Annotated in this window: 21 protein-coding genes; 7 read left to right on the top strand and 14 right to left on the bottom strand. The window is 29.4% G+C overall.

Going from position 1 to position 24,257, the window contains the following annotated elements; genetic code table 11:
- Positions 1-2 precede the first annotated feature (2 nt).
- The 10 genes from AAC008_RS09180 to AAC008_RS09135 all read right to left on the bottom strand — a co-directional run bounded on the left by AAC008_RS09180 (position 3) and on the right by AAC008_RS09135 (position 15,123).
- Positions 3-2,696 carry a DEAD/DEAH box helicase family protein gene (locus AAC008_RS09180; RefSeq protein ID WP_339888938.1) on the bottom strand — a complete coding sequence of 898 codons (2,694 nt, stop codon included), beginning with the start codon at positions 2,694-2,696 and terminating at the stop codon, positions 3-5.
- 6 nt (positions 2,697-2,702) lie between these two features.
- The gene (locus AAC008_RS09175) at positions 2,703-4,436 is read right to left on the bottom strand and encodes a site-specific DNA-methyltransferase (protein WP_339888937.1); all 1,734 of its coding nucleotides are present in this window, start codon (positions 4,434-4,436) and stop codon (positions 2,703-2,705) included.
- A gap of 2 nt (positions 4,437-4,438) precedes the next feature.
- Positions 4,439-6,382 (bottom strand): site-specific DNA-methyltransferase, encoded by a 1,944-nt coding sequence (locus AAC008_RS09170; RefSeq protein ID WP_339888935.1) that lies wholly within the window; start codon positions 6,380-6,382, stop codon positions 4,439-4,441.
- A 12-nt stretch (positions 6,383-6,394) separates the two neighbouring features.
- Positions 6,395-7,246, bottom strand: coding sequence for a DNA damage-inducible protein D (gene dinD, locus AAC008_RS09165; protein WP_339888933.1), 852 nt, complete (start codon positions 7,244-7,246; stop codon positions 6,395-6,397).
- Positions 7,247-7,249: 3 nt separating this feature from the next.
- Entirely contained in the window at positions 7,250-10,144 is a 2,895-nt protein-coding gene (locus AAC008_RS09160) for an SNF2-related protein (protein ID WP_339888931.1), read from the bottom strand.
- A 104-nt stretch (positions 10,145-10,248) separates the two neighbouring features.
- Positions 10,249-12,507: a DUF3987 domain-containing protein gene (locus AAC008_RS09155; RefSeq protein ID WP_339888930.1), complete on the bottom strand. Its 2,259-nt coding sequence runs from the start codon at positions 12,505-12,507 to the stop codon at positions 10,249-10,251.
- 2 nt (positions 12,508-12,509) lie between these two features.
- A complete protein-coding gene (locus tag AAC008_RS09150; RefSeq protein ID WP_339888928.1) occupies positions 12,510-12,785 on the bottom strand; it encodes a helix-turn-helix domain-containing protein in 276 nt (91 codons plus the stop codon).
- A 3-nt stretch (positions 12,786-12,788) separates the two neighbouring features.
- Positions 12,789-13,073: a helix-turn-helix domain-containing protein gene (locus tag AAC008_RS09145; protein ID WP_339888926.1), complete on the bottom strand. Its 285-nt coding sequence runs from the start codon at positions 13,071-13,073 to the stop codon at positions 12,789-12,791.
- A gap of 98 nt (positions 13,074-13,171) precedes the next feature.
- Positions 13,172-13,861 (bottom strand): hypothetical protein, encoded by a 690-nt coding sequence (locus AAC008_RS09140; RefSeq protein ID WP_339888924.1) that lies wholly within the window; start codon positions 13,859-13,861, stop codon positions 13,172-13,174.
- Positions 13,862-13,887: 26 nt separating this feature from the next.
- Positions 13,888-15,123, bottom strand: coding sequence for a phage integrase SAM-like domain-containing protein (locus tag AAC008_RS09135; RefSeq protein ID WP_339888922.1), 1,236 nt, complete (start codon positions 15,121-15,123; stop codon positions 13,888-13,890).
- A gap of 442 nt (positions 15,124-15,565) precedes the next feature.
- On the opposite strand from AAC008_RS09135, the gene lpxD reads away from it, so the two are divergent.
- The gene (gene lpxD, locus AAC008_RS09130) at positions 15,566-16,555 is read left to right on the top strand and encodes a UDP-3-O-(3-hydroxymyristoyl)glucosamine N-acyltransferase (protein ID WP_339888920.1); all 990 of its coding nucleotides are present in this window, start codon (positions 15,566-15,568) and stop codon (positions 16,553-16,555) included.
- Positions 16,556-16,611: 56 nt separating this feature from the next.
- Here the strand turns inward: lpxD and AAC008_RS09125 are convergent, their stop codons facing one another.
- The 4 genes from AAC008_RS09125 to AAC008_RS09110 all read right to left on the bottom strand — a co-directional run bounded on the left by AAC008_RS09125 (position 16,612) and on the right by AAC008_RS09110 (position 20,328).
- Positions 16,612-17,130 (bottom strand): NUDIX domain-containing protein, encoded by a 519-nt coding sequence (locus tag AAC008_RS09125; RefSeq protein WP_339888918.1) that lies wholly within the window; start codon positions 17,128-17,130, stop codon positions 16,612-16,614.
- Between the two features lie 30 nt (positions 17,131-17,160).
- Positions 17,161-17,754 carry a hypothetical protein gene (locus AAC008_RS09120; protein WP_339888916.1) on the bottom strand — a complete coding sequence of 198 codons (594 nt, stop codon included), beginning with the start codon at positions 17,752-17,754 and terminating at the stop codon, positions 17,161-17,163.
- 69 nt (positions 17,755-17,823) lie between these two features.
- Positions 17,824-20,037: a T9SS type A sorting domain-containing protein gene (locus tag AAC008_RS09115; protein ID WP_339888914.1), complete on the bottom strand. Its 2,214-nt coding sequence runs from the start codon at positions 20,035-20,037 to the stop codon at positions 17,824-17,826.
- Positions 20,038-20,076: 39 nt separating this feature from the next.
- Complete coding sequence (locus AAC008_RS09110; protein WP_339888912.1) at positions 20,077-20,328, bottom strand: hypothetical protein; 252 nt, start codon at positions 20,326-20,328, stop codon at positions 20,077-20,079.
- 122 nt (positions 20,329-20,450) lie between these two features.
- On the opposite strand from AAC008_RS09110, the gene AAC008_RS09105 reads away from it, so the two are divergent.
- From AAC008_RS09105 to AAC008_RS09080, 6 genes are read left to right on the top strand one after another with little or no spacing between them, the layout of a single operon-like run.
- Entirely contained in the window at positions 20,451-21,209 is a 759-nt protein-coding gene (locus tag AAC008_RS09105; RefSeq protein WP_339888910.1) for a DUF2520 domain-containing protein, read from the top strand.
- Positions 21,193-21,720 carry an HAD-IIIA family hydrolase gene (locus AAC008_RS09100; RefSeq protein WP_339888908.1) on the top strand — a complete coding sequence of 176 codons (528 nt, stop codon included), beginning with the start codon at positions 21,193-21,195 and terminating at the stop codon, positions 21,718-21,720. Before AAC008_RS09105 ends, AAC008_RS09100 begins: the two co-directional genes overlap by 17 nt.
- Positions 21,721-21,773: 53 nt before the next feature.
- Positions 21,774-22,148, top strand: coding sequence for a four helix bundle protein (locus tag AAC008_RS09095; protein WP_339888906.1), 375 nt, complete (start codon positions 21,774-21,776; stop codon positions 22,146-22,148).
- A gap of 40 nt (positions 22,149-22,188) precedes the next feature.
- Positions 22,189-23,121, top strand: a complete 933-nt coding sequence (locus tag AAC008_RS09090) for a geranylgeranylglycerol-phosphate geranylgeranyltransferase (protein WP_339888904.1) — start codon at positions 22,189-22,191, stop codon at positions 23,119-23,121.
- Entirely contained in the window at positions 23,114-23,695 is a 582-nt protein-coding gene (locus AAC008_RS09085) for a Maf-like protein (RefSeq protein WP_339888902.1), read from the top strand. Before AAC008_RS09090 ends, AAC008_RS09085 begins: the two co-directional genes overlap by 8 nt.
- Positions 23,688-24,224, top strand: coding sequence for a mechanosensitive ion channel family protein (locus tag AAC008_RS09080; protein ID WP_339888900.1), 537 nt, complete (start codon positions 23,688-23,690; stop codon positions 24,222-24,224). Before AAC008_RS09085 ends, AAC008_RS09080 begins: the two co-directional genes overlap by 8 nt.
- The last annotated feature ends 33 nt before the right edge of the window (positions 24,225-24,257 follow it).

Below are 24,257 nucleotides of genomic sequence, written 5' to 3'. Positions count from 1 at the left end.
TATTAACTAAACTTGCTTATTAAATAATCTAAATTGATTGTTCTTGAAATATCTGTATGTGGAACTAATAAATATCTCCAAGGTTTACCATTGTTTTTAGCAGTGAATTCTGTTGCATATTTACAGTATTTAATTGCTGCTTCTTTTTTAGCTAATACGTCCTCATCATTAATATTTGCGGATGATTTTGGTTCAACCATATAAATAACATCATCTGTTTCTATAATAAAATCAGGCTCATATCTTCTAGAATTATTATCCCAATATATACGGAATTGATTCGTTGCAGGACGTAACCATTTTAACACTTTTATATCATTTTCTAATACAAAAGCTAAATCTTGTTCTGTTTTACTATCAAATTTATATTCGAAATGACATGCTTTTTCAAAACCTCTAAACACAAACTTTGGTACCATTGCTGTAGGAACAACAACATCGCGATAATCTTTATACCCTGCATTAACTAAAGCGGAAAAATTCCATGGTTCAATTCGGGTAAATGGATATACTCTTGGCTCTACATATTCTTGTTTTGAAAGCGTAAAATTAGCCTTCATTTGTTGGTATATTTTTTCAGCTATAGCAGATTTAAATTGAAATATTGTTTGTTGTATTTTCTCTTTATCATCACTATTGTCTAAAATACATATATAAGCTTGATTAGCTAAATGATGTAAAAGTTCTGCATTATCATCATAATCAATTTCGGGAAAGTCAATTAACTCAGCTATAATCATTTTTACAGGGCTTCCATAAGAACCACTTGATTTTGCTTTTAGTGTTTCAATAACAGTATCTTTTAATCCCATACGGATAATCTCTTGATCTAATGCCTGGTAATTAAAGTCTGTTAAATTTAAATCAAAATGATTGAATGTTGCAGTTACTTCTCCTAACACTAAATCCATTCTAGGAATTTCTATACTGTTTTCTTTGTATGAAGCTACTATTTTTTCATAAGACTCTTCTGCTTCTTTTACAATATCACCTGCAAAAAGATTTCCTTGCCCTTCATTTAGTTTCTTTTCAATTTGACGAATAACTTTTCTTTTTACTTCTGGTTTATTTAAGTCTTCTATTCTTCTTACTTCTGGCAATGTATTGAAATCAGGTAAGGCATTTATTATGGCTTTTTTTGCATCAAGAGTATTTTGTGCTTTTTGTTTGTTTTCTTTATTATCAATTTTATCTACAACTTCTTGCTCCTTTATTAGATTTTGGTCTATAACTGGTATTGAAGTTACTACAACTGTTTTAGTCGCTAAATTTTCTTCAGGTATTTCAACAAAACTCATTTTATTTAATACTGAATTTGGGTCTTTTGCAGCTGCTAAAACTGCTTCAAAATTATCATGTGCAATGACAGTTAACTTATCAATTTTATCTACACCTGTCCTTTTACCATCATAAGGCAAACGCAATCCACGACCAATAGTTTGCTCAATTAAAACAGCTGCATTAGCTGCACGTAGCGGAACAATTGTATAAAGATTAGTAACATCCCAACCTTCTTTTAGCATGTTTACGTGGATTACAATTTCAATTTCATTGTCTGAATTCTCTAGAGAAAGGAATAGTTTTTCAATTTCTTCTTCTTTTTTAGTTGAGCTATCAATTTGCAATACTTTACCTAAATATTCTCCATTATAAAAGTCATTAGAATTAATTAAATCATAAATTTCCCTAGCATGGTTAATATCTCTACAAACCACTAAAATAAAAGGTTTAACTAATTTAACATCATTTGTTTTAGCATAAACTTCTAATTCTACTTTAGTATCTTGATGAACACTAATAGCATCCTCTAATTTGATTAATTCTACTTCCTTTTCTGATAAATCACCACGCTTGAAATTTTTTCGTGTTGCTATGGCAGGGTTTTTAACATATTTACCCTCTGCTAATGCTTGAGCTAAAGAATATTCATATACTACATTTTTAAACTGCTGTCCTTTTTCGTCAAATGGAGTTGCGGTTAGTTCTAAACCCAATATAGGTTTTAATTCATTAATGGCTTTTTTAGAAGCATCTGCGTGATAACGATGTGCCTCATCCATTAATATAACTAAATCTTGAATACCGGATAAATAATCCCAATAGGATTCACCTAAATATTCTGACAACCTTTTTATTTTAGGAGCTAAAGAAATACCTCCTTTTTTTTGACCTTTATTATCTGAATTGAACTTAGCAATATTAAAAATATTTATTCTTATTTCACCTTCTTTAAAAAGATTTCCTTGTTGATTGTAGTTGTCTCCTGTAATAATTACTGGTCTATTATGCACAAACTCTGAAATACCATTGAATACATATTTATGATACGCAGGATTACCAAAATCTTCAATTAATTTATCATATATTGTTAAGTTAGGGGCTAATATAAAAAAGTTTTTAATACCTTTTTGTAGATACAAATAAGCAATACAAGCACCCATTAAACGTGTTTTACCAACACCTGTAGCAATGGAAAATGCAATTGAAGGAAAATCTCTTTGAAAATTAGAACAAGTTGTAAAACTATGTTTAACTTTATCTAGTTCACTTTTTAAGAAAGCTAAGGCTTCTTCCTCATTATTGGGTACTTTATCTAACGTTAATTCATCTGATAATTGTGCAACTATATCTAATGCTTCTTGTAGAGGTTCACGTAATGAAAGACGTAATTTGATGTTATTGGCTGTATTGTTCATGTGCAATTAAAATAGTTTTACTTGATTATCTGCTTCGTTTTTATCCCTTAATTCTTGTACGCTTTCTGTTGAAGCTTCAATTTCTTCCTCAGTTTCCATTTCTTCTTGTTCAATTGGTAAGTTTACTATATTAAAGCTATAATCATCTTTACCAAATTCACATCTATCTAAAAGCATTTGCGGAATTTTTTTAAGTGTAATATTGGAATATTTGTTTTTACATTCTTTTTGAAACGCTTTACAACATATTAAAACACTTTCACCATCTTTCATATCATCTTGAATACTATCGATAGTTTCAACTGTTAAGAATTGCGTAGTTGTAAAAATAAAATCATTTTCTGATGAATTCCCTTGTTTCCAAAATTTATCTTCATGTGGTAAGTAATTAAACCCTTCTTGTTTAGCCATTGCAGCTGCTAACATATCTGGATTGTATTCTTCGCTAATAACCCAATTACCAAATTTATCTTGTTTTAATAAACTTGGTGCTAAAGTGTAAAATTTAAAACCACTACCACCTTGCCAGTTAGTATCTTCAGATATACCGCTATTATCAATACCATCTACAATATTTTTTAATCTTGGATAGCAATGTGATATCGCATGTTCTCCTAATTCTATTCCTATAAACTTCCTTTTCAGTTTTAATGCTGCTGCTGCTGTAGAACCTGAGCCAAGAAAACTATCTAATACATAATCACCTTCATTTGTAAACAGTTTTAAAATTCTGTTAAGTAATTTTTCTGGTTTTTTTCCAGCAGGAAAAGAATTATGCCCTTCGTTTTGCGTATTTTGAAAATCAATGTCTGACCAAAAATCACACAACAATGTTCCTAAATCTGTTTCACCATTATCCAATACGTTAAGTGAATTATCTAAGAAAACAAATCTTCTTCCGTTTTGAGCATAATTTACTTTACCATCGTTGTCAACATATTCTATTATTTTGTTTGGATTTCTTTTAGAAAGTTCTTTGTATTCATCAGGCATTGTAGGCTGAGTTTGAAATATGTTCTTACAATGTTTTATATAAAAGCTCTTAAATTTTTTATTTTCAAAGTCGAGTTTTTTTATAGATACCTTTTCTGAAATAATATTTTTTTCAAGTAACACATCAATTAAATCATGTATAGTTTTTGTTTCAAGGTCAAAATATTTAGAATAATGACTATCCCATTTATCTCTCTTAGCATACTGAGGATTAACAACTAAACTTTCTGATTTTTTATATACAAGAATTAAATCCTTTTGTTTGATTATTGTCTTATTTCTGTGTGCTGTTTTCAAACCAGATGGTGTAGAAGATTTTACAGCAATTGATGTAACAAACTTATCTCTTCCAAATAATTCATCGCAAATAATTTTAGCGTAAAAAACTTCTTGATCATCTAAGTGTATACAGAAAACTCCATCTTTACTTAATAATTTATGAAGTATACCTATTCTTTGATACATTAGATTAAGCCAAATAGAATGTTCTAAATTATCATCATAATGTTCAAATGCACCACCAGTATTGTATGGTGGGTCAATGTATATGCACTTTATTATTCCTTCGAAGTCTTGTTCCAAAGCTTTTAATGCTAAAAGATTATCCCCGTGTATAAGTATGTTTTCAGCATTTGTGTCACCATAGCTATAATCTGGGTTTTCGATAAGGATACGTGGTTCTAGCTTGGGTTCTTCACCTTTGCCTATCCAAGTTAATTCTAGTTTTTGTAATGCTTTTTTATTCATTCTTAATTATCATTGGACTTATTTATATCTCTTATGGCTTGTACACTGATTTCTTCTACATTATTTGTACTATCATCACCATTGACTTCTAATGGCATATTTATTATATTGAAACTATAATCATCTTTACCGAATTCGCATCTATCTAAAAGCATTTGTGGTATCTTTTTGAGTGTTATATTTGGATATTTGTTTTTACATTCTTTTTGGAATGCTTTGCAGCAGATTAATACACTTTCACCTTCTTTCATATCATCTTGAATACTGTCTAAAGTTTCAACTGTTAGGAATTGAGTTGTAGTGAAAATAAAATCATTTTCAGATGAATTACCTTGCTTCCAAAATTTATCTTCATGTGGCAAATAATCAAAACCTTCCTGTTTTGCCATTGCAGCTGCTAACATATCTGGATTGTATTCTTCGCTAATAACCCAATTACCAAATTTATCTTGTTTTAATAAACTTGGTGCAATTTGATAGAATTTGAAACCATTCCCACCTTGCCATTTTACATTTTTTGAAATACCTGTTTTATCTTGACCACTAACTACAGATTTTAATCTTTTATAACAATGCGTATAAGCTTGTTCTCCTAATTCTATACCAATATATTTTCTATTCATTTTATGAGCTACTGCAGCAGTTGTACCTGAACCCAGAAAACTATCTAAAATATAATCATTTTCATTTGTTGTTAATTCAAAACATCGTTGAATTAATTTTTCTGGTTTTTTTCCTTTCTTGAAAGTAACACCACCTTCATTAGCAATTCCTTCCCATGAAATATCTTCCCAAATATTAGTCAATAATTTTGTTGAAGTTAAAACACCATCAACTTCATGGACGTTTTTTGAGTAAAATGACAATTGTTTCCCATTCAAAATATAGATGTCATCCAAACCATTTGTTCTTGTCTGTTTGAATATTTTTTCTGGATTTTCAATTGACACATATTTAAGCTCAACTGTTTCTTTGCCAGCACCAGTGTCGCTTATTTCGGTATCTCTATATACACTTCCTGAATTCTCGAAAACATATTTATCAATATCTATGTCTTTATAATTATAACTTGTTTTTTCAAGAAGATATGGATAAACTTTATCGAAAAAATCTTCTATATTATTTTCTGTCTTTATTTTTGTTTTCAAATAATTAGTTAATTTTTTTAAATCAACTAATTGATCAAATGGAAAATTTACTTTTAAGTAGTTTAATATATCTATTGAATTATCATCAGCACAAGTATTGTAAAAACTCTTAATAAAATCTTTAAGAATTTCTATCTTTTCACTATTTAAGTTTTCAAGAAATGATTTTTTTAATGATGTAATTACCCATTCATCTGTATTCTTGTCTTTATTTTCGATAAACTTACTATAAGCCGCATCTCTATTTGAAGGTACACGCATACTTCGACTTTCCCAACTTAGTTTATCTTTTGCAAACCATAAAATGTATTCTGAAGATTTAAATACACCTGGATTTACAGTGCTAAATGCAGATGGTGACCTAGCATCAATCGTAATTCTATTTATAAAATTACTTCTACCAAATACATCGTCTAATATAATTTTACAATAGTCAAGTTCATTATCATCTAAATGAATAAATATAGAACCATCTTTTGAAAGAAGGTTATATAAAATAGTTATTCTTCTATACATTAAATCCATCCATAAAGAATGTTCAACACCATCATCATAATTATCAAATGCAGCGCCCGTATTAAAAGGTGGGTCAATATAAATACACTTAATTATACCCGAATAATCTTGTTCCAACGCTTTTAATGCCAATAAATTATCACCATGAATAAGCATGTTTTCGGTATTTGAGTCGCCGTAACTGTATTCTGGGTTTTCTATAAGAATTCGTGGTTCTAGTTTAGGTTCATCACCTTTACCAATCCATGTTAGTTCTAGTTTTTGGAGTTTATTTTTTGACATAGTAGTTTTGTATTATTCGTTATCAGTATTGCCTTTTAATTTCTTCTTGGCAATTTCTTTGTCTAAAGATTTCACTCGTCTTTCTAATTTTTTAATATCTTCTTCGGCAGGAAGTTGTTCTGGTTTAATACCACTTTTACCTAATAAACCTCTTACGTCTTTATTATTCTTTACGTGTTCGTTTGTAATATTTCCTTCGCCTTTAAGGTTATTTTTCTTTACGTTAAAATTAGTAATTTCGGTTGCTAATTGTTTAGCAGTTATTGTAATTGTTGGTAGGAAATCTGCTAAAGGTCTGTTTTCTTTAATGCCTAATTTGCGTTTCATAGCACTAGTGTTGTATCCACCAAACATTGCCCAATCGCCTTTGCTACGTATGTTGGCAAAACCTCTATTATCAACACCTCTTTCAAAAATATTTTTTGATAATTCGGTTTCTGTAGCCGCTAATTTTTCTCTTGCTACCAAACGTTCCATTAACTGAATCCGTTCTTCTAACAGCTCTTGTTTACGGGTTTGAATAGCAAAATAACTTTGAGCAAAAGCAATTTGTTCTTTCTTGGTATCGCCATTTTGCGCAATGAGATAACAAGCGTATCTTGTTAGCATAAAATCAGGAACTTCTTTTGTAGCGCCTTTTGGCATTGGTATCGTTTTGTTGACATCAACGAAATGATCTGAAATAGCTTCACCAGTGGTTAAGCAACTTTCTTTTGCTTTGTTAATCGCATTCAAAAAATTACGCCAATCCATATAACCTAAAAGTTCTTGTAATTCTCTAGCCAACCAATATTCTACACCATCTTGTTCATACGCATATTCTTCAAATGACTTATTTAATTTAAAAATAGTATCTTTTTCCATAATTTATATCATTTTCCATTTAATGGTGAATAATTCTTTTTGATTGATTTTTTGGTTTAATCTTCTTTCAATATCAGAAAGTAAATTCTCCTTTTTATCATCTATATTATCTTGAGCCGAAAACAATGTTTGTCTTTTCTCGCTTCTTTTCTTTTCTAATTCTTTTATCTGCCTTTGTGATTTGACTTTAGCTTCTAAATTAAGCATTTTTTTTGCTTCGGACTTTCTTAATCTAATTTCTGCATCTAAATCTCTAATTTCCTTTTCTAGACTTATCTTCATGTCATCTGCCCATTGATCTAGTTTATCCATTTCTACATCGAAGAAATCTCTATTTCTGTTAGCGTTTTCTGAAATAATTGATTGTCTTTCTCTATATATAAGTTCTTTGAAGTTGTTTGCTACTTCATTATCTACTTCTATACTGTTCTTTTCGAAGGCATTTAAAGAAAATAATCTTTGTGCTATTTCACTTTCAATCGTTTCACCATTCTCAGTATAACATGCCATTAATATATAATCTTCAAGCTCAAAAGAATTAATTTCTAAATGTTGTAATTGCAGCCAACCTGATTGTCCTATATATTTTTCTAATGTTGTTACTTTGGTAGGTGTCTCTGTGTAATTAAAAATTACTTCCTTATTTGGTGTGTTATTAGTTTTGCAAGCAGTTAATATACGTTGTGCTAATTTATGTCCTATTCTAAAAATATTAGTATCATCTGGAATGTGGATGTCTGATTTTTTTTGACCTTCTTTTGGTCTTAAAATCATATATGGACCACTGTGTATATTATCAGTAGGAAATGGATTTTTTAATAATTTAAATGAATAGTCTTCTGAAAATTCAGCATAATCATTTAAAAAATATTGAGTTGTTTTCCAAAGTTTATCCTCAAAAGTGTTTAAGTATTGTTTTGTTTCTAATAAATTACTTTTTAATTTTTCTTTTACTTCTTCATCAAAATGCTCTAACAAAGTTGTTCTAACAGCTTGTATTTTTTCTGAAATTTCTGGCTTTAATTCTGCTTGTAAATTATCAAATGCTGTCTTTATTTCTTCAATTGTTCTACAATCATTATATATTTGAGCAATTCTTTTTTCAAAATCAACACCATTACCAATTGAACCTAAAACCTCATCACTAGAACCGAAAACACCATCAAATAATCTGAATTTTTGGTCTAGTAATTCATAAACTCTTTGGTCTGCTGCATTTTTTACATTAAGAAAATTAACCACTACTACATCATGTTTTTGACCATAACGATGACAACGACCTATTCGTTGTTCTATTCGTTGAGGATTCCAAGGTAAATCGAAGTTAACTATTAATGAACAGAATTGTAAATTTATACCCTCAGCTGCTGCTTCTGTAGCAATCATTAATGTAGCTTCTTCTTTAAAATAATCTACTAATGCTGCTCTTTTATCAGCAGTTGGTGAACCAGTGACTTTATCAGTACCTTTATGCTCTTCTAACCAAGCTTTATAAATTTCTTTTGATTTTACATCGGTATTTGAACCATTAAATTGTACTATTTTGTCTTTGTAACCACGAGCTTCTAAAAGATTATAAATAAACTCCTGTGTTCTTCTACTTTCTGTAAATATTAATGCTTTTTTATTTGCTCCAATTTTTTCAATTTCTTGAAAAGCTTTATCTAAAGCGGTTATTAATCTTTCTGCTTTAGAATTTTTTCTAATTCTATTTGCTAAATCTCTATATTGTTTTAAATCTTGAATCTCATCATTAATAGCCTCAATATCCTCATCTGTGTATTCAATTTTAACAACTTCTTCTGCTTCTTCTTCAACCCATTCATCACTAATTTCGTCTAAAGTTTCAAAATCATCTTCTAATTCCGTAAAAAGGTCTACATCATTTGAAACCACTATTTTTTCTAACTTTTTAACTAATGCATCTAATGTTCCAAATATTGCATAAGATGATGAAGCTAATAACTTTCTTAAAATTAAAGTCATTAACTGACGTTGGCTATTTGGTAAAGCATAAAGCTTAGGTCGCTGTAAATATTCTGAAACCCATTCGTATAATTGATGTTCTTGGTCTGTAGGTATAAACTCTTCACAAACTGCTCTTCGTTCTGTATAATTAATGTATTCCAAAACTTGTCTTCTCAAAGTTCTATGACAGATTGGAAGTAATCTACTTTTTAATTCATCATAATTACCTTCATCTAATTGCCTACTATATTGGCTTTTAAAACTTTTTAAATCCCCGAAAATAAAATCATCAATTATACTTACTAAACCATATAATTCTAATATTGAATTTTGTAATGGTGTTGCAGTTAATAATACTTTCTTTCTTTTTTCTAATGATGCTTTTATTACATTACCAATTTTATTTGAAGCTTTATATACATTTCTTAATCTATGAGCTTCGTCTATAATTACTAAATCCCAATTTGTTTGCTCAACATAAACCGCTTTATTTTTAGCGAAATGGTAAGAACAAATAACAATATTATCATTTTGATTAAAGGGGTTTAAATTTCCACCTTTCACATATTCATTAAAAGACTTAGTTTCTAAAATAATTGAAGGTAAAAAAAACTTATCCGCAAGTTCTTGATTCCATTGTTTACGCAAATTTGAAGGGGCGATAATTAGTAATTTCCTTTTACGTTCTGCCCATTGCTGTGATAATATTATTCCTGCTTCGATAGTTTTACCTAAACCAACTTCATCAGCTAATATGGCACCATGTGATAATGGAGATTGAAAAGCAAATAAAGCAGCCTCTACTTGATGTGGATTTAAGTCGACTTGTGCATCTTGTAAAGATGATGTCAACTTGCCTAAATCGTTTGAAGCTCTTTGTCTTGTTAATTCGTAAGCAAAATATTTAGCGTGATATGCAGTGAAATTCATCTAATGTTTTAGTATTGGTATCAGTAATTGCAATTATTAAGAATACGCAATTTACTATAATTTGTAAATATAAAAACAAGTTTTGAATTTATAACTAATACATTTTACATTTTGCAATATATTCCATATTCAGCCTGTGATAAATATTTACCCAAACAAGATTTTAAAAAACTACCTACTGAACGTTCTCCAATATTAAATCTTTTAGCTATTTCTACTGCTTCTTTTCTTTGAAATTTACTTGGTAAAGCCTCTAAAAACTGTTTCTTGTTTGAACCTGATTTGAATACTCCCTGTTCTCCTTGTTTTGGTAAATTAGTAAACATTATTACACTGTGTTGTAGATAAGTTCTAGTTAGTGTTAAAGCTGTTTCAAAATCAACATCTGAACAATATACTTCTGTGTGGTAATCATTTGAAACATACTTTCTAATTGCTGTAAACAACATACATAAACGATATAAAACTAAACCTAAACGCTTAACTATACTCAAAGCATCTTCACTAACAAACGTATTTATTTGTTCTAAGAATGAACTGAAAATAGGGTTGAATTTTTCCCATTGTTCGTCTGTTAAATGTAAAATCATTTCATCTGTTTCATAATATTCTACCATTTTTAAAACTTGTTTTGATTGGGTTGTGAAATAGTCTGTTAAGTTTATAGGATTTCCTTTTGGTGATGGGTCTAGCCAAACTGCATCTGTTTTAAAAACATAAAAAATAAATCTACTAAACAAACCATCTTCTGCTGATGAAATGATATTAAATACTTGTTTTGGTGTTCCTGATAAAGCTACTGACAATTGAGGATTGTCTACTTCCACAAATTCACCATCTGTTTTTCTACTCACTGAAATTTTCTCGTGATGGAATGATTTTCTTAACATATCTGAATAAGAGCCCCAATCGTTTTTAAAGGTTTGTCCTAAAGTATCTGCTTCGGTTTCGCAAATAATACCTTTACCCTCATTACAATCTAAATGTTGAATTATTTTTGCATTACTTGTGTTTGCCGGAATATAAACTACTTTAAACTTTGGAGCTATTGGCATTTCTTGATTCTCTTCTAACTTTCCTTTTGCTTTAAGCATTTTGTAAGCTGCTAAGTTTTCATCAAATCTTTTTTTATCTTCCATTGAATTAGCTAATGTTTTATCGTGGTATTTATCGGCTAAAGCTTTGGCAAATTTTAAAGCTCCTTTTCCTGAAGCTGCTGGAGCTAAAATGAAAGAAAATAAACTTGGATAAATTACACTACCACTATAAACTCCCGATACATTAGGCAAACAACCTGAGAGAATTGCTAATGCTCCTGTTAGAAAAGTATCTCTTTCTCTTTCTTGTTTAAATACTTGACAACTTTCATTTAGTATTGGTGGCAAATTATCGTAAACCGATTGCGGAATAGTTGGTGTTGTTTTTAGACAATCTTCATACTCTTCAAAACTCTTTTCTTTGGCTTCTGTATTTAAAGATGTTGCACTTTGCAGGTTTGCAAAGTTTGAATACCTTGCAAAGTCGGTCGATTGGTTTTTATATGTACTATTTACTGTTGCTTTTATTTCTCTTTCTTCTAAATCAAAATTATTTAAACAATAGTTCAGTGTATCATCTTCATAAATCCCAAACTTATTAGCATTGCAAGAGAATAGGAAAATAAAGTTGTTTCTATTACCGTTATAGTATTGTTCTTTTTGCTCTGTAAATTTTAAGCATTTATCTAATAATTCATCTGTTGTGAGTGTATGTTGTACTTCTTTTTGATACTCTGTTTTTATTGGCTTTACTTCTTCTTTTAATTCGAAAGTTATTGCATCATTATTTAGATATAATTCTGTATCACAAGAAACAAAACAAAGTCTGGTAATGTCTTTGCATTTTGCATCAAAATCATAACCTGATAACTCTTTATAAAAATTTGCAATTTGATTGTAAACTGTTGTATGTTGTTCTGCATTTGAATTGACTTTAATGAATACTTTTAAACCTTCGCCACTTGGACTAATAAATGATGCAAATGTGTATCTACAGCCATTTATTAGTGAAACAAGACTATTAATTTCTGTAAGTGGTATATAATCAAAATCTAAACATAGTATTTGTGAATAGGTTACTATATTTGCTTTGGTTCTGCTTTCTCCAAACGTTCCCGAAGTTGTAAAGCCAATTAAGTTACTTTTTATTTCATCTGCTGTTTTATCCTCTCCTTTATGTAATGCATATCGGATTGAATTTATTTCGCTTTGGTATTTATCGGATTTGATTTCTTGTAATACATCTAAAAGACTTTTTTCTCCTAAGTTGTATTTGAACTCTTTATAAACACTAACCATCAGTTTGTTATTTGCTACCTGTTCCATTATTACTTAATATTATAGTTTTCGTCTATTAATTTTTTTACATCCTTTAGTTTATAGTAGATTTTATTCCCTATTTGACTAGCTTTAATAATTTTTTTGTTTCTCCACTCCTGTGCTGTTCTTTTACTAATATTCATTAAGCTCATGAATTCTTGGTTGTCGAAAAATACATCTTCGGGATCTGTTTTTTCATTCAGCTTTAATTTAGCTACTACTAAAGTCATTTGTTCGTCTAACCTTTTTAAAATGTTTTCTACTCTTTCTTCGTAATTATTCATGGCTTATTTTTTTAATAGGGTTAAACATTGTAGTAATTCTGAACGTTTGTAGTAGCGTCTTGCCCCTATTCCGTAAGCTTTGACTTTTCCCTTGTTCGTCCAAGCCCATAGTGTGCTACTATCTATTTTAAGAAATAGACATGTTTCTTCTCTAGTCATTAATTCTTCTGAATTGTCTTTTGACTGAAGTTCTTTTTGAAGTTCTTGAATTCCGGTTCTAACGGATGTGCTTACTAATTGTTGAAGTTGTTCAACTGTAAGGCTTTGAAGTAAAATTGAATTTTCCATCTTGTTATTTTTAAGATTAACAAGACAAAATTCGTCGGAGGTTCGTGCTATGAGTAAACCGATTTCATGCACTTTTTGACACGATTCGTGTAACTGTTTTATTCTTTACAGTTATTGTAGATTTGTTCTTTAATATTTTTGTTTCCTATTTGTGTCATAGGTTTAATTCTTTCAATAGAAATATCATACTTACTTAAAAAATTGAAATAAGCTATTTGCTTTGCTTCTTCGTGAATTAATTTATCGAGCTTCATTTTGTGAAACAAAAAACTATAATTAGTTAAATTTTGAGGTGATACAGGAAATCTTTCAAAGTATTTTTCGAATACTAAAAATGCATTGAAACTTTTAAAAACTAATGGCTCTGGATTTTCTTCGTTAGAATTATTAATAGATCTAATTTCAATATTTTCACTATTTACATTAGTTTTATTACTTTCATTGTTGAAAATAAGTTTATCTAATATTTTATCTTTAGCATTGTAATGAGCTTCTAATATTTTTACAACACCTTTTACATATAAAGTGCTTCTAACATTTTCATCTTTTATAACACTTAATTTATCCATTAACTCCCCTAAGTTTGGAATACCTAACTCTTGTAAGTGATTGAAATAAGTTTCGTCTTCTAAGTAGTCAAGAACATCAACATATATAAAATTGTTTTCTCTATCGTAAAACGCTTCTTCTATGCTATTTATTTGCTCTATAACTTCATCAAAAGTTAAATTGTCATAATCTACACCTAACCTAATAAAGTTCTCTCTTGTGCCAGAATATCTATCCATATTATAAAAAATAATGAACGCCTAAGTTAAAAATAATTTCCAATTTCCATTGCTAAATCTTTGTTGCTTTTACCAATGTAATTTAGAAACATTTTTTCAGTACTGTGCCCAGTTACATAAATTAAATAGGTTGTTGGAATTTTGCCGTAAAAGTTTGTTGCAAACGAACGTCTACCAATGTGAGAAGATACTAATTTCCATTTTTCATAATTATCTGTTACTTTCCTATATATTTTACTTCCTTCAGCAGTTTCAACTTTTAAACTCCCTTTTATTTTTTCTTTAAGCTTCGCTATTCTACAAACTTCTTTAATATATAAATTGTACTTAGAATCTGAAATAACTTCTGGAAAATTACCATTTCGTTTTTTTAGAATTTCTAAAACTTTTGGATGCAAAGGAACAGTCATAATTTTACCTGTTTTAACCTGTGTAAATTCAATTAAGCTTTTACCGTTTTCTATTCTTATTTGGTCTTTTGTAAATTTCATAAAATCTGAAATTCTTTGTCCTGTGTAACAACTAATAATTAACCAATCTTTTGCATCTTCATAATGTTTGTTATGTGCTTTTACGTTTGCTTTTTCTATTTCTGCTAGCTCTTCATTTGTTAGGTAGATTTTAGTTACTTTTTCTTTATCTATCTGTAAATCGTCTAATTGATGGTGTATTGCTATGCCTAAATGTCTAGCGTGTCTGCAAAATGTTTTTACTTGTACCCAATCTCTTTGTAAAGTGTTTTGTGCATATCCAACTGACTTAAAATAATTAAGAAATTCGTTTTTGAAATTGCTGTTAATTTCATTTATCTGAATTATTTTTTTTCTGTGTAATTCAAATCTTTCAAGCTTATGATATACTACTTTAATTTTTCTTACTGTAGATGGTTGCAACTCGTGTTTACGAAATTCTAAATAATAATCTATGTAGTGAATTAATGTTGTTGGTATTTTACTTTCTTCAATTACTTCAATTGAAGGATCTAAAAAATCTTTTAACCATTGAGTATTTATAACTAAATTATTTTTAGTCTTGTTATAGTGTTTTACTAAATTAGATTTCAATTCAAAAAGCTCGTTGCTTAGATTTGAAAAATCTACATCCTTTAAATTTTTTGGCTGCTCTTTTGCACTACTCCATTCTTTAGGATTGATTATGTATTTGGTTTTTGCCATGACATCAACTTGTCTTCCATCAGTTAATCTTATGTAAATTGGTGCTGGGTTATTGTCGGATTTTAAGAGTACTTTTACACGTGCCATAGTAGTGATTTTTAGTTTATCAAATATACGAAATTCCCAACATCTTCCCAACATTTTCCCGACATTATTACAATATCATGCAAACTAATTAAAACCTATCCAAAACAACAAAGCTTTCAAAGTATTGATTTTATTGGTTTTTTTGATAAAATAAGGGGTTTTTGTTGGTTTTTGATTTTTGATAAATTGTGGCTTGGTACTCCAGTCGAGGTCACGAATAAATAGTATATAAAAGAAAAATCGCCAAGTTCACTTGAGCGATTTTTCTTTTATATACTATTTTCAAAGCGGAGCTTTACTGAATATTGCGAAGCAAAATCCAGTTTCGTGAAATATTAAAAAATAATATTTCTGATAACTTTAAAAACACATATTCTACAAATTAGCAGAAATTATTTTATTTCATTACTTTTGAAAAACTAACTAACCAATTCAAATTTTAATGAAAAATATCTCCTTAGCAGAAATTAACGAAGTACTTAAAGGAACAATCGTTGGGAATTTAAACCTAACTCTTACAGCTCCTGAACAAATTGAAGCTGCCAAAGAAAACGAAATCACTTTTATAGGTCATAAGAAATATGAAAAACTTTGGGAAACATCTAATGCTTCTGTTGCTGTTGTAAATGAAGATATTTCTATTGAACCTGGTGAAAATAAAGCGTTTATTAAAGTCAAGAATGCTGATTTAGCTATGTCTCAGGTTTTGGAACTCTTTGCTCCTGCTCCACCTATATTTCATCAAGAAATTCATCCAACTGCTACAATTGATGCTTCGGCTACAATTGGAAAAGGAACAAAAATAGGTGCAAATTGCTATGTTGGTCCAAATACTGTAATTGGAGAAAATGTAATTTTATATCCAAACGTGACAATTTTAGATGACTGTACTATTGGAAATAATACTACAATTTGGTCTGGAACAGTGATTAGAGAACGCTCTATAATTGGAAGTCATTGTATTTTTCATCCAAACGCTACAATTGGTGCTGACGGTTTTGGTTTTAGACCTTGTCCGGAAAGAGGTTTAGCAAAAATACCACAAATTGGAAATGTTGTAATCGGAAATTACGTAGAAATTGGTGCAAACTCTTGTGTTGATAGAGGAAAATTTAGTTCAACAATAATTGGTGATGGTTGTAAAATTGATAATTTAGTGCAAATTGGACACAACTCAAAAATGGGTAAATTCTGTATTATGGCTGGAAATAGCGGTTTAGCTGGTTCTGTGACTTTAGGAAATGGTGTAATCGTTGGTGGAAGTGCTTCACTAAAAGATCATATTACTGTTGGTGATGGTGCTATTATTGGTGCTGGTTCTGGTGTAACAGGTGATGTTGCTGCTAAAGTAACAATGCTAGGTTATCCTGCTGTTGAAGCTAGAACTGCATTGAAACAATGGGCAATTTTGAAACGAATGGCAACGAGTTAATGATGAATTATGAATTGTAAATTATGAGTTTCTTCTTCTAATTCATAACTCATAATTTACAATTCATAATTATCTTTAATAACTTTACGAATAGAAACAAATCCAATTTTATCTAATTGGATTTTTTCTTTTGTAACCCAAATCAATTCGTTAATTTCATCTTCGGCAGCAATGTTTATTTGATTGGAATTGACTTCATATTCATAAAAAATATCCATAGTTCGATAAGGAACATTTTTGTATAAATAGTTATTTGGTGAAGTTGTAATGTATTTTAAATCTTTCGGCAATAAATCAATTCCTAATTCTTCTTTTAATTCGCGACAAGCAGCTTCTTCTGCATTTTCATTTGGATCGATAAATCCACCAGGTAAATCCCATTTTCCTTTGTCTGGTTCAACGTTTCTTACTGTGAAGAGTATTTTGTCCTCATGTTTAATAATTACAGCTACAGCAGCTGCAATGTTATGATACAACACAAAATCACAGGAATTACAATGAAACTTGAAGTCATTTTCAAAAGAAAAGTCTTCTGATTTGCAATTGGGACAAAATTTGAAAATAGATTTACTCATTATTACTTACTAAACATGCTCAAGAAAAAATTAAAAAACCTGAATAGTAACATCTGTTGTCACATTTATAACCACAGGAGATGTTCCAATTACTTCAAAATTACCATCATACTTTCTATAATTTCCGTTGAATTGAATTGTATAATTACTGTTACCATTATTAATTACAGTTACAGTACCAGTTGGATTATTTGCATTTACCAAAAAAGTAGGTGCACCTGCTTCTGAAACAGCACAACTTGATGTCCAACCCAAACAAAGTTTATTATCAACTAACAATTGGTCAAAAAAATCAGGATCATTATCACTTAATGAACCCGTAATAGTGTAAGTTCCTTCAACGGGTAATCCATCTTTGTAAAATAAATCAAAAGACGCTGTACCAATAGTAGTTCCATTAAGTCCACTTAAAGTAATTGAAGACCTATCATAGGTTTGACCTTGATCCATAATATGATTATCCATTTTAAGCTCAAGCAAAGCATTATCTGGAATTAAAGTATAGGATTGCCCTTCTATAGTAAATTGATTTGCTGATTTGCTTGAATCACTATCAGATGAACAAGAAAAAATAACAACAGAAGTTAAAACTAAAAGTACAATTGATTTTAAATGATTTTTCATAAGATTTTTTTAATTTTTAAAAAAGTAAAAATAGTATTTTAATTGGATTGAAATTGTTTTTATAATTATTTATTCCTTAATAAACTTTGTATTAGAAACTCCTAAATCCGTATTCACTTTTACAAAGTAATTTCCTGATTGCAAATTGGAAACATCAACAGTCGAAATTGCATTTGGAACAGCCAAAACAACTTGTCCTAATGTATTATAAATCTCAATGGAGTTGATTGTTGTGTTATCTTTTGATTGAATATTCAAAACATCTTTTACTGGATTTGGATATAAAGTGAAATGTGTTCCAAAATCAAAATCTTTAACTTTCAAAACTTGAATCGTTGATGTAAAAGTATTTGTCGTAATCGGAAAATTATAATCAAAATAGATATTAGCGTTATTACTAAAAGTACTACCAACTAATAAATTAGATTTTGTTTTAATTTTAAAAGCCACATAACCATCATTAGTTGAATCATCAAAAGGCAAATTGATGCCTTCAAAGATAAACTCTACTTTATTACCATTAATTCTTGTTACAAAATCGTGACTTGAATGCAAAGGAATTAAAGTACTAACATCAAATTTAGCTAAATCTATCATGTCTTTTACTACAACATTTTCTGCTGGATAAGTTCCTGTATTTTCAAAACGAATGACATAATGCACATATTGACCAATCATATCTGGACCAACGGTTGTACCTTCAATACAAGTTTTATCATTTGGATCATAAGAACCTACAACTGTTTGATTCAGTGTAGAAGTATTGTCAGAAACAAATTCGTCTGTTGTTAAAGGAGTTATTGAAGCTGTGTAATTTAAAACATCACCAATATTTACAGCTGGAGTTTCTGTTGGACCATTAACATTGAAAACCAAATCAATAGTTCTTGTTTCAAAAGGTTGCAAATTAGTGTAATTCCAAGTCATTGCATTTGTAGCTTGACTTGAAAATGTAGGGTTAGCTGAAACTAAATCTGAAACTAAATCATTAAAATCTAATGTTACTGAACCATTTTCAATTTGATTTCCTTTGTTTTTATAAACAATGGTATAGTTTGCATCAAAACCAGGACGAGCTGGATTTGTTGGCATTAATACAATCTCAACATCATGATGAATTCCATTGGCTGTAACACAAAAATTTTGAACTAATGGGCTTGTTTGTGTTGGAAAATTAGCTACAAAACTTATTGGACTTATATTAAAATAAGTTGGATTTTCTAAAACTGGTGTAATTGTGTGAGTACCTGCTTGAACTGGAATGGAATAATTTCCTGATGTGTTTGAAATTATTATTCCATTAACATTTCCATTAGCAATATTATATTTTAAATTAGGAAAAGGATAATCTAAAACATCACATCCATTATTATCAAAGTCCCACTTATTAATACCCTCAATTGTATAAAAAGTACCACCAGGTGTAAAGCTGCAATAACTATTTACTGTACATGTAGTTGAATAACCATAAGTATTTACTTTTTGTTGAACCATAGCCACATCTTCTTCATCAGCACAAACGTAATCTAAGTTTGGGTTGTTGGAAAATATTAATGAAGAACCATTTGAACCTGTACTTTCTGACCAGATTAAATTATTATTTTTTATAAAAAGTGTTTCAAGTTGGTTGTTCTTACAATATAGTAATTTCAAATTCATATTTTGACTAACATCTAAACTGGTTAAATTATTATAATTACAATATAACCATATCAAAGCGGTATTCTGGGTAACATCTAAACTGGTTAAATTAATACTTTCACACCTTAAATCAGTCAAAGCCGTGTTTTGAGTAACATCTATACTGGTTAAATTATTATTAGAACAATTTAAAAAAGTCAAGGCCGTGTTTTGAGAAACATTTAAACTGGTTAAATTAGTACTACCACAATCTAAATGAGTCAAAGCCGTGTTTTGACTAACGTCTAAACTGGTTAAATTATTATAATAACAAATTAAAACTATCAAAGCCGTGTTTTGAGTAACATCTAAACTGGTTAAATTATTATCAGCACAATTTAGTTGAGTCAAAGCCGTGTTTTGACTAACGTCTAAACTGGTTAAATTACTCTGGTAACAATTTAAATAAGTCAAAGCTGTGTTTTGAGTAACATTTAAACTGGTTAAATTATTAGTTGAACAATATAAATGAGTCAAGGCCGTGTTTTGAGTAAGATTTAAGCTGGTTAAATTAATACTTTCACACCTTAATTCAGTCAAAGCCGTGTTTTGAGAAACATTTAAGCTGGTTAAAGTAGTATTTGAACAAATTAAAGTTTCCAAATTAGTAAATGCTTCAATACCTGTTAGATCTGTAATACCTCAACCAGAAGATATTTTTAAATATTTTATGGCTAGTGCCTCACTAACTTGTATTTCGCCATCGTTATTAGTGTCAATTTTTACAAAATTATTTCCTGGTGAAGCAAAAGGTGAAGCAATAGTTGACGCAGTATAATTACTCGAACTCGCACCCAACAAATTCGCTTTAAAATTCGCATCAGGAATATTAACAATCTGTGCTTGTGTAGCAAAACTCATGGCTAAAACCACTAAAAAGTATAATTTCTTCATATTTAATCAATTATGGAAAATCAAAAATAAACTATTTTAGGAAATAAAAGTCTTTTTTTTAATTAAAAACATAAGTTTATTCCTAACTATTTAATTCTTCAAAAAAATAGTAATTTAGCCAAATGATTAAAGTCGTACTTTTAGGTTCAGGAAATGTAGCTTCACATCTTATAAAATCGATGGAAGTCAATGATGCTATTGATTTAGTTCAAGTATTTGCTCGTTCTAAAAAACCGCTTGAAAATATGATTGATTCCTCTAAAATCACAACTTCATTCGGTGATTTAAAAGAAGCTGATGTCTATGTAATTTCGGTTAGTGATAAAGCTATTGAAGAAGTTTCTAATCAAATTCCGTTTACCAATAAATTAGTGGTTCACACTTCTGGTACAATGGGTTTTGATGTCATTAATCCTAAACACAAACGTGGTGTTTTTTATCCTTTACAAACGTTTTCAAAAAGTAAAGAAGTTGACATGAAATCGGTTCCATTTTGCCTAGAAACTGAAAATGTAGGTGATTATAAAACAGTAGAAAATTTAGCCAAAAGCTTATCCAATTCGGTTTATGCTATAAATGGTGAACAACGTAAAAGTTTGCATATTTCAGCCGTTTTTGTTTCTAATTTTGTGAATCACATGTATCAAATTGGTAACGCACTTTGTGAAGAAAATAACGTTCCTTTTGCTATCTTGCAGCCTTTAATTGAAGAAACAGGTAATAAGATAAAAACCCTAACTCCAACTGATGCACAAACTGGTCCAGCGATTCGTAATGATGAGCCAACGATTCAGAAACATTTGGAAGCTTTAGAAAATCCGATTTATAAAGAATTATATCAAAAAATAACATTATCCATACAAAATGTCAAAAAGCTATAAAGAAATAATGAACGATATCACTACATTTATTTTAGATGTAGATGGTGTTTTAACTGATGGAACAATTCACGTTACACAAACCGGAGAAATGCTTCGTGATATGCACATTCGCGATGGTTATGCCATGAAAGCTGCTGTTGAAAATGGCTACACGGTTTGCATCATTTCTGGCGGAAGTAATGAAGGTGTTCGTGTTCGTTTACGCAATTTAGGAATCACCGATATTCATTTAGGTGTTCCAAATAAAGTAGAAACGTTCAACGAGTTTATCGAATTATACAACATCAAACCTGAACAAGTTTTATACATGGGTGATGATATTCCAGATTTTCATGTGATGAAATTAGTTGGATTACCAACTTGTCCACAAAACGCTGTTCCAGAAATCAAAAACATAAGCAAATACATTTCGCACATCAATGGTGGAAAAGGTTGCGTTAGAGACGTAATCGAACAAGTTATGAAAGTCCAAGGCAAATGGATGGAGCATTTTGATGCGAAGTTTGACTAGATTAAAAGTGTTCAGTGTTCAGTATTAAGTAGGCAGTTTATAATTATTTAAAAATGAAATATCAAGATTTATTGGCTTATAAAAAAGGTTTTGAAGTTGCGATGAATATTTTTGAAACTTCAAAATCATTTCCTAAAGAAGAAATTTATTCTTTAACGGACCAAGTTAGAAGAAGTTCAAGAAGTGTTTGTGCAAATATTGCTGAAGCTTATAGAAAAAGAGATTATCCAAAACATTTTCATAGTAAATTAACGGATTGTGATGCCGAAAATTCTGAAACACAAACTTGGCTAGAATTTGCATTTGCTTGCAATTATATTTCAAAAGAAACGTTTCAACTTTTAACAGAAAAAAACAATGAAGTTGGAAAACTAATAAACTACATGATTTTATATCCAAGTAAATTCGGAGTAAAAACTGAAAACTAAAAAACTGAGCACTGAACACTGAACACTGAACACTAAATATATGAATTTCCTAAAACTAATACGTTACCAAAACTTACTAATCATAGCCCTTGTCCAAGCTGTTTTTCACTTTGGATTTTTAAAACAACAAAAAGGTTTACTAGTTGCATTAAATGATGTTGAGTTTATTTTACTAATCATCGCAACGGTTTGTATTGCTGCTGCTGGTTACATCATCAATAATATTGTCGATCAAGAAACTGATGCTATTTCTAAACCCGAAAAAGTAATTGTTGGTAAATACATATCAGAAACAAGAGCTTATAACTATTATATTGCCTTAAATATTATTGGCGTTTTAATTGGATTTTTTGTAGCAAATATCGTTTTTAAAGAAAGCTTTGCTGCTGTTTTTATTGTGGTTGCTTTTATTCTTTATCTTTATGCAACTCAATTTAAACAAAGTCTTTTAGCTGGAAATTTCTTGGTTTCTTTCCTTGTTGCTTTTAGTATTTTATTGGTTGGAATTTTCGATTTATATCCAATGATAATTGCTGAAAATCAACAATTTTTAGGTATTTTATTTCAGATTATTATCGATTATGCCATTTTTGCTTTCTTACTAACTTTCATCAGAGAAGTTGTAAAAGATATTGAAGATTATGATGGTGATCTAAAAACCGGAATGAACACTTTACCAATTTATTTAGGAAAAGAAAAAACACAAAAAGTAGTTTTCGGATTAAGTTTTATTCCATTGATTACACTACTCTATTATTTGAATGCAAATTTTACTAATTTAGAATATGTAATTTATTATACTTTAGCTTTTATTGTTGCTCCAATGCTTTATTTTATTGTTAAACTTTGGCAAGCTAAAACACAAAAAGATTTTAATCACCTAAGTACAGTTCTTAAAATTGTCATGATTACAGGAATTTTATCAATAATCGTCATTACTTATAACTTAAATCAAATTTCAAACGTTGGATAATTTTCTACCAAATAAAAAAATCATTTTAGCTTCTGGTTCTCCAAGAAGGCAACAATATTGCAAAGAATTAGGTTTAGATTTTTCCATTCAATTAAAAGAAGTGGAAGAAATCTATCCTAACAACTTAAAACATCATCAAATCACTGATTTTTTAGCAGAATTGAAAGCAAATGCCTTTGAAAAAAAAATAGCTGAAAACGAAATTTTAATTACTAGTGACACTATTGTTTGGCATGAAAATAAAGCTTTAGGCAAACCAAAAGATTATGATGAAGCCTTTGAAATGATTCACTCAATGGCAGGAAAAACGCATGAAGTCATAACTTCGGTTTGTATTAAAACTTCGTTAAAATCAGAAGTCTTTCATAGTATTACTAAAGTGACTTTTGTAAATTTGAGCAAAGAAGAAATTGATTATTACATTACAAATTTCAAACCTTTTGACAAAGCTGGTGCATACGGAATTCAAGAATGGATAGGCTTAATCGGAATATCTAAAATTGAAGGTTCTTATCCTAATGTTGTGGGTTTACCAGTTGATAAATTGTATGCTAAACTAAAAGAATATGCTTGATATCATTCAAAATAAATATATTGACCAAGAAATTTATACACTAGTTGTTTTAGTCGTGGTTTTTATGCTGCGTTATTTCTTTGCCAAAGGAATTAGAAAATACGCAAAGACTCATGAAGCTTTAGAGCATAGAACAAATTTAGTTATTAAATATGTCAATTTTCTAATTGGTTTATTAGCTATTATTACGATTGTGGTAATTTGGGGTGTAAAAAAAGACCAACTTTTTCTATTTATTTCTTCAATTTTTACTGTAGTTGGTGTTGCTGCGTTTGCACAATGGTCGTTATTAAGTAATATTACAGCAGGAATAATTATATTTTTTGCATTCCCTTTTAAAATTGGAGATCATATTAAAATTTTAGATAAAGATTTTCCAATTTCTGGTGAAATCATTGACATTAAAGCATTTTATATTCTTTTAAAAACCGAAGAAGGTGAAACCGTTACTTATCCAAATAACATCCTAATGCAAAAAGGAATTTCAGTTTTAAAAAATCATTCTGAAGTAAAAGAGTTTACAGATTAATAAATAAAATTAGCCTGTTTTCAGTTATAAAAA

It is taken from the genome of uncultured Flavobacterium sp. (genome assembly GCF_963975515.1).
In the GTDB taxonomy this organism is placed as follows: Bacteria; Bacteroidota; Bacteroidia; order Flavobacteriales; family Flavobacteriaceae; genus Flavobacterium.
Note: the sequence above shows the minus strand (reverse complement) of the source record. Positions and strands in the feature narration are given on the sequence as shown.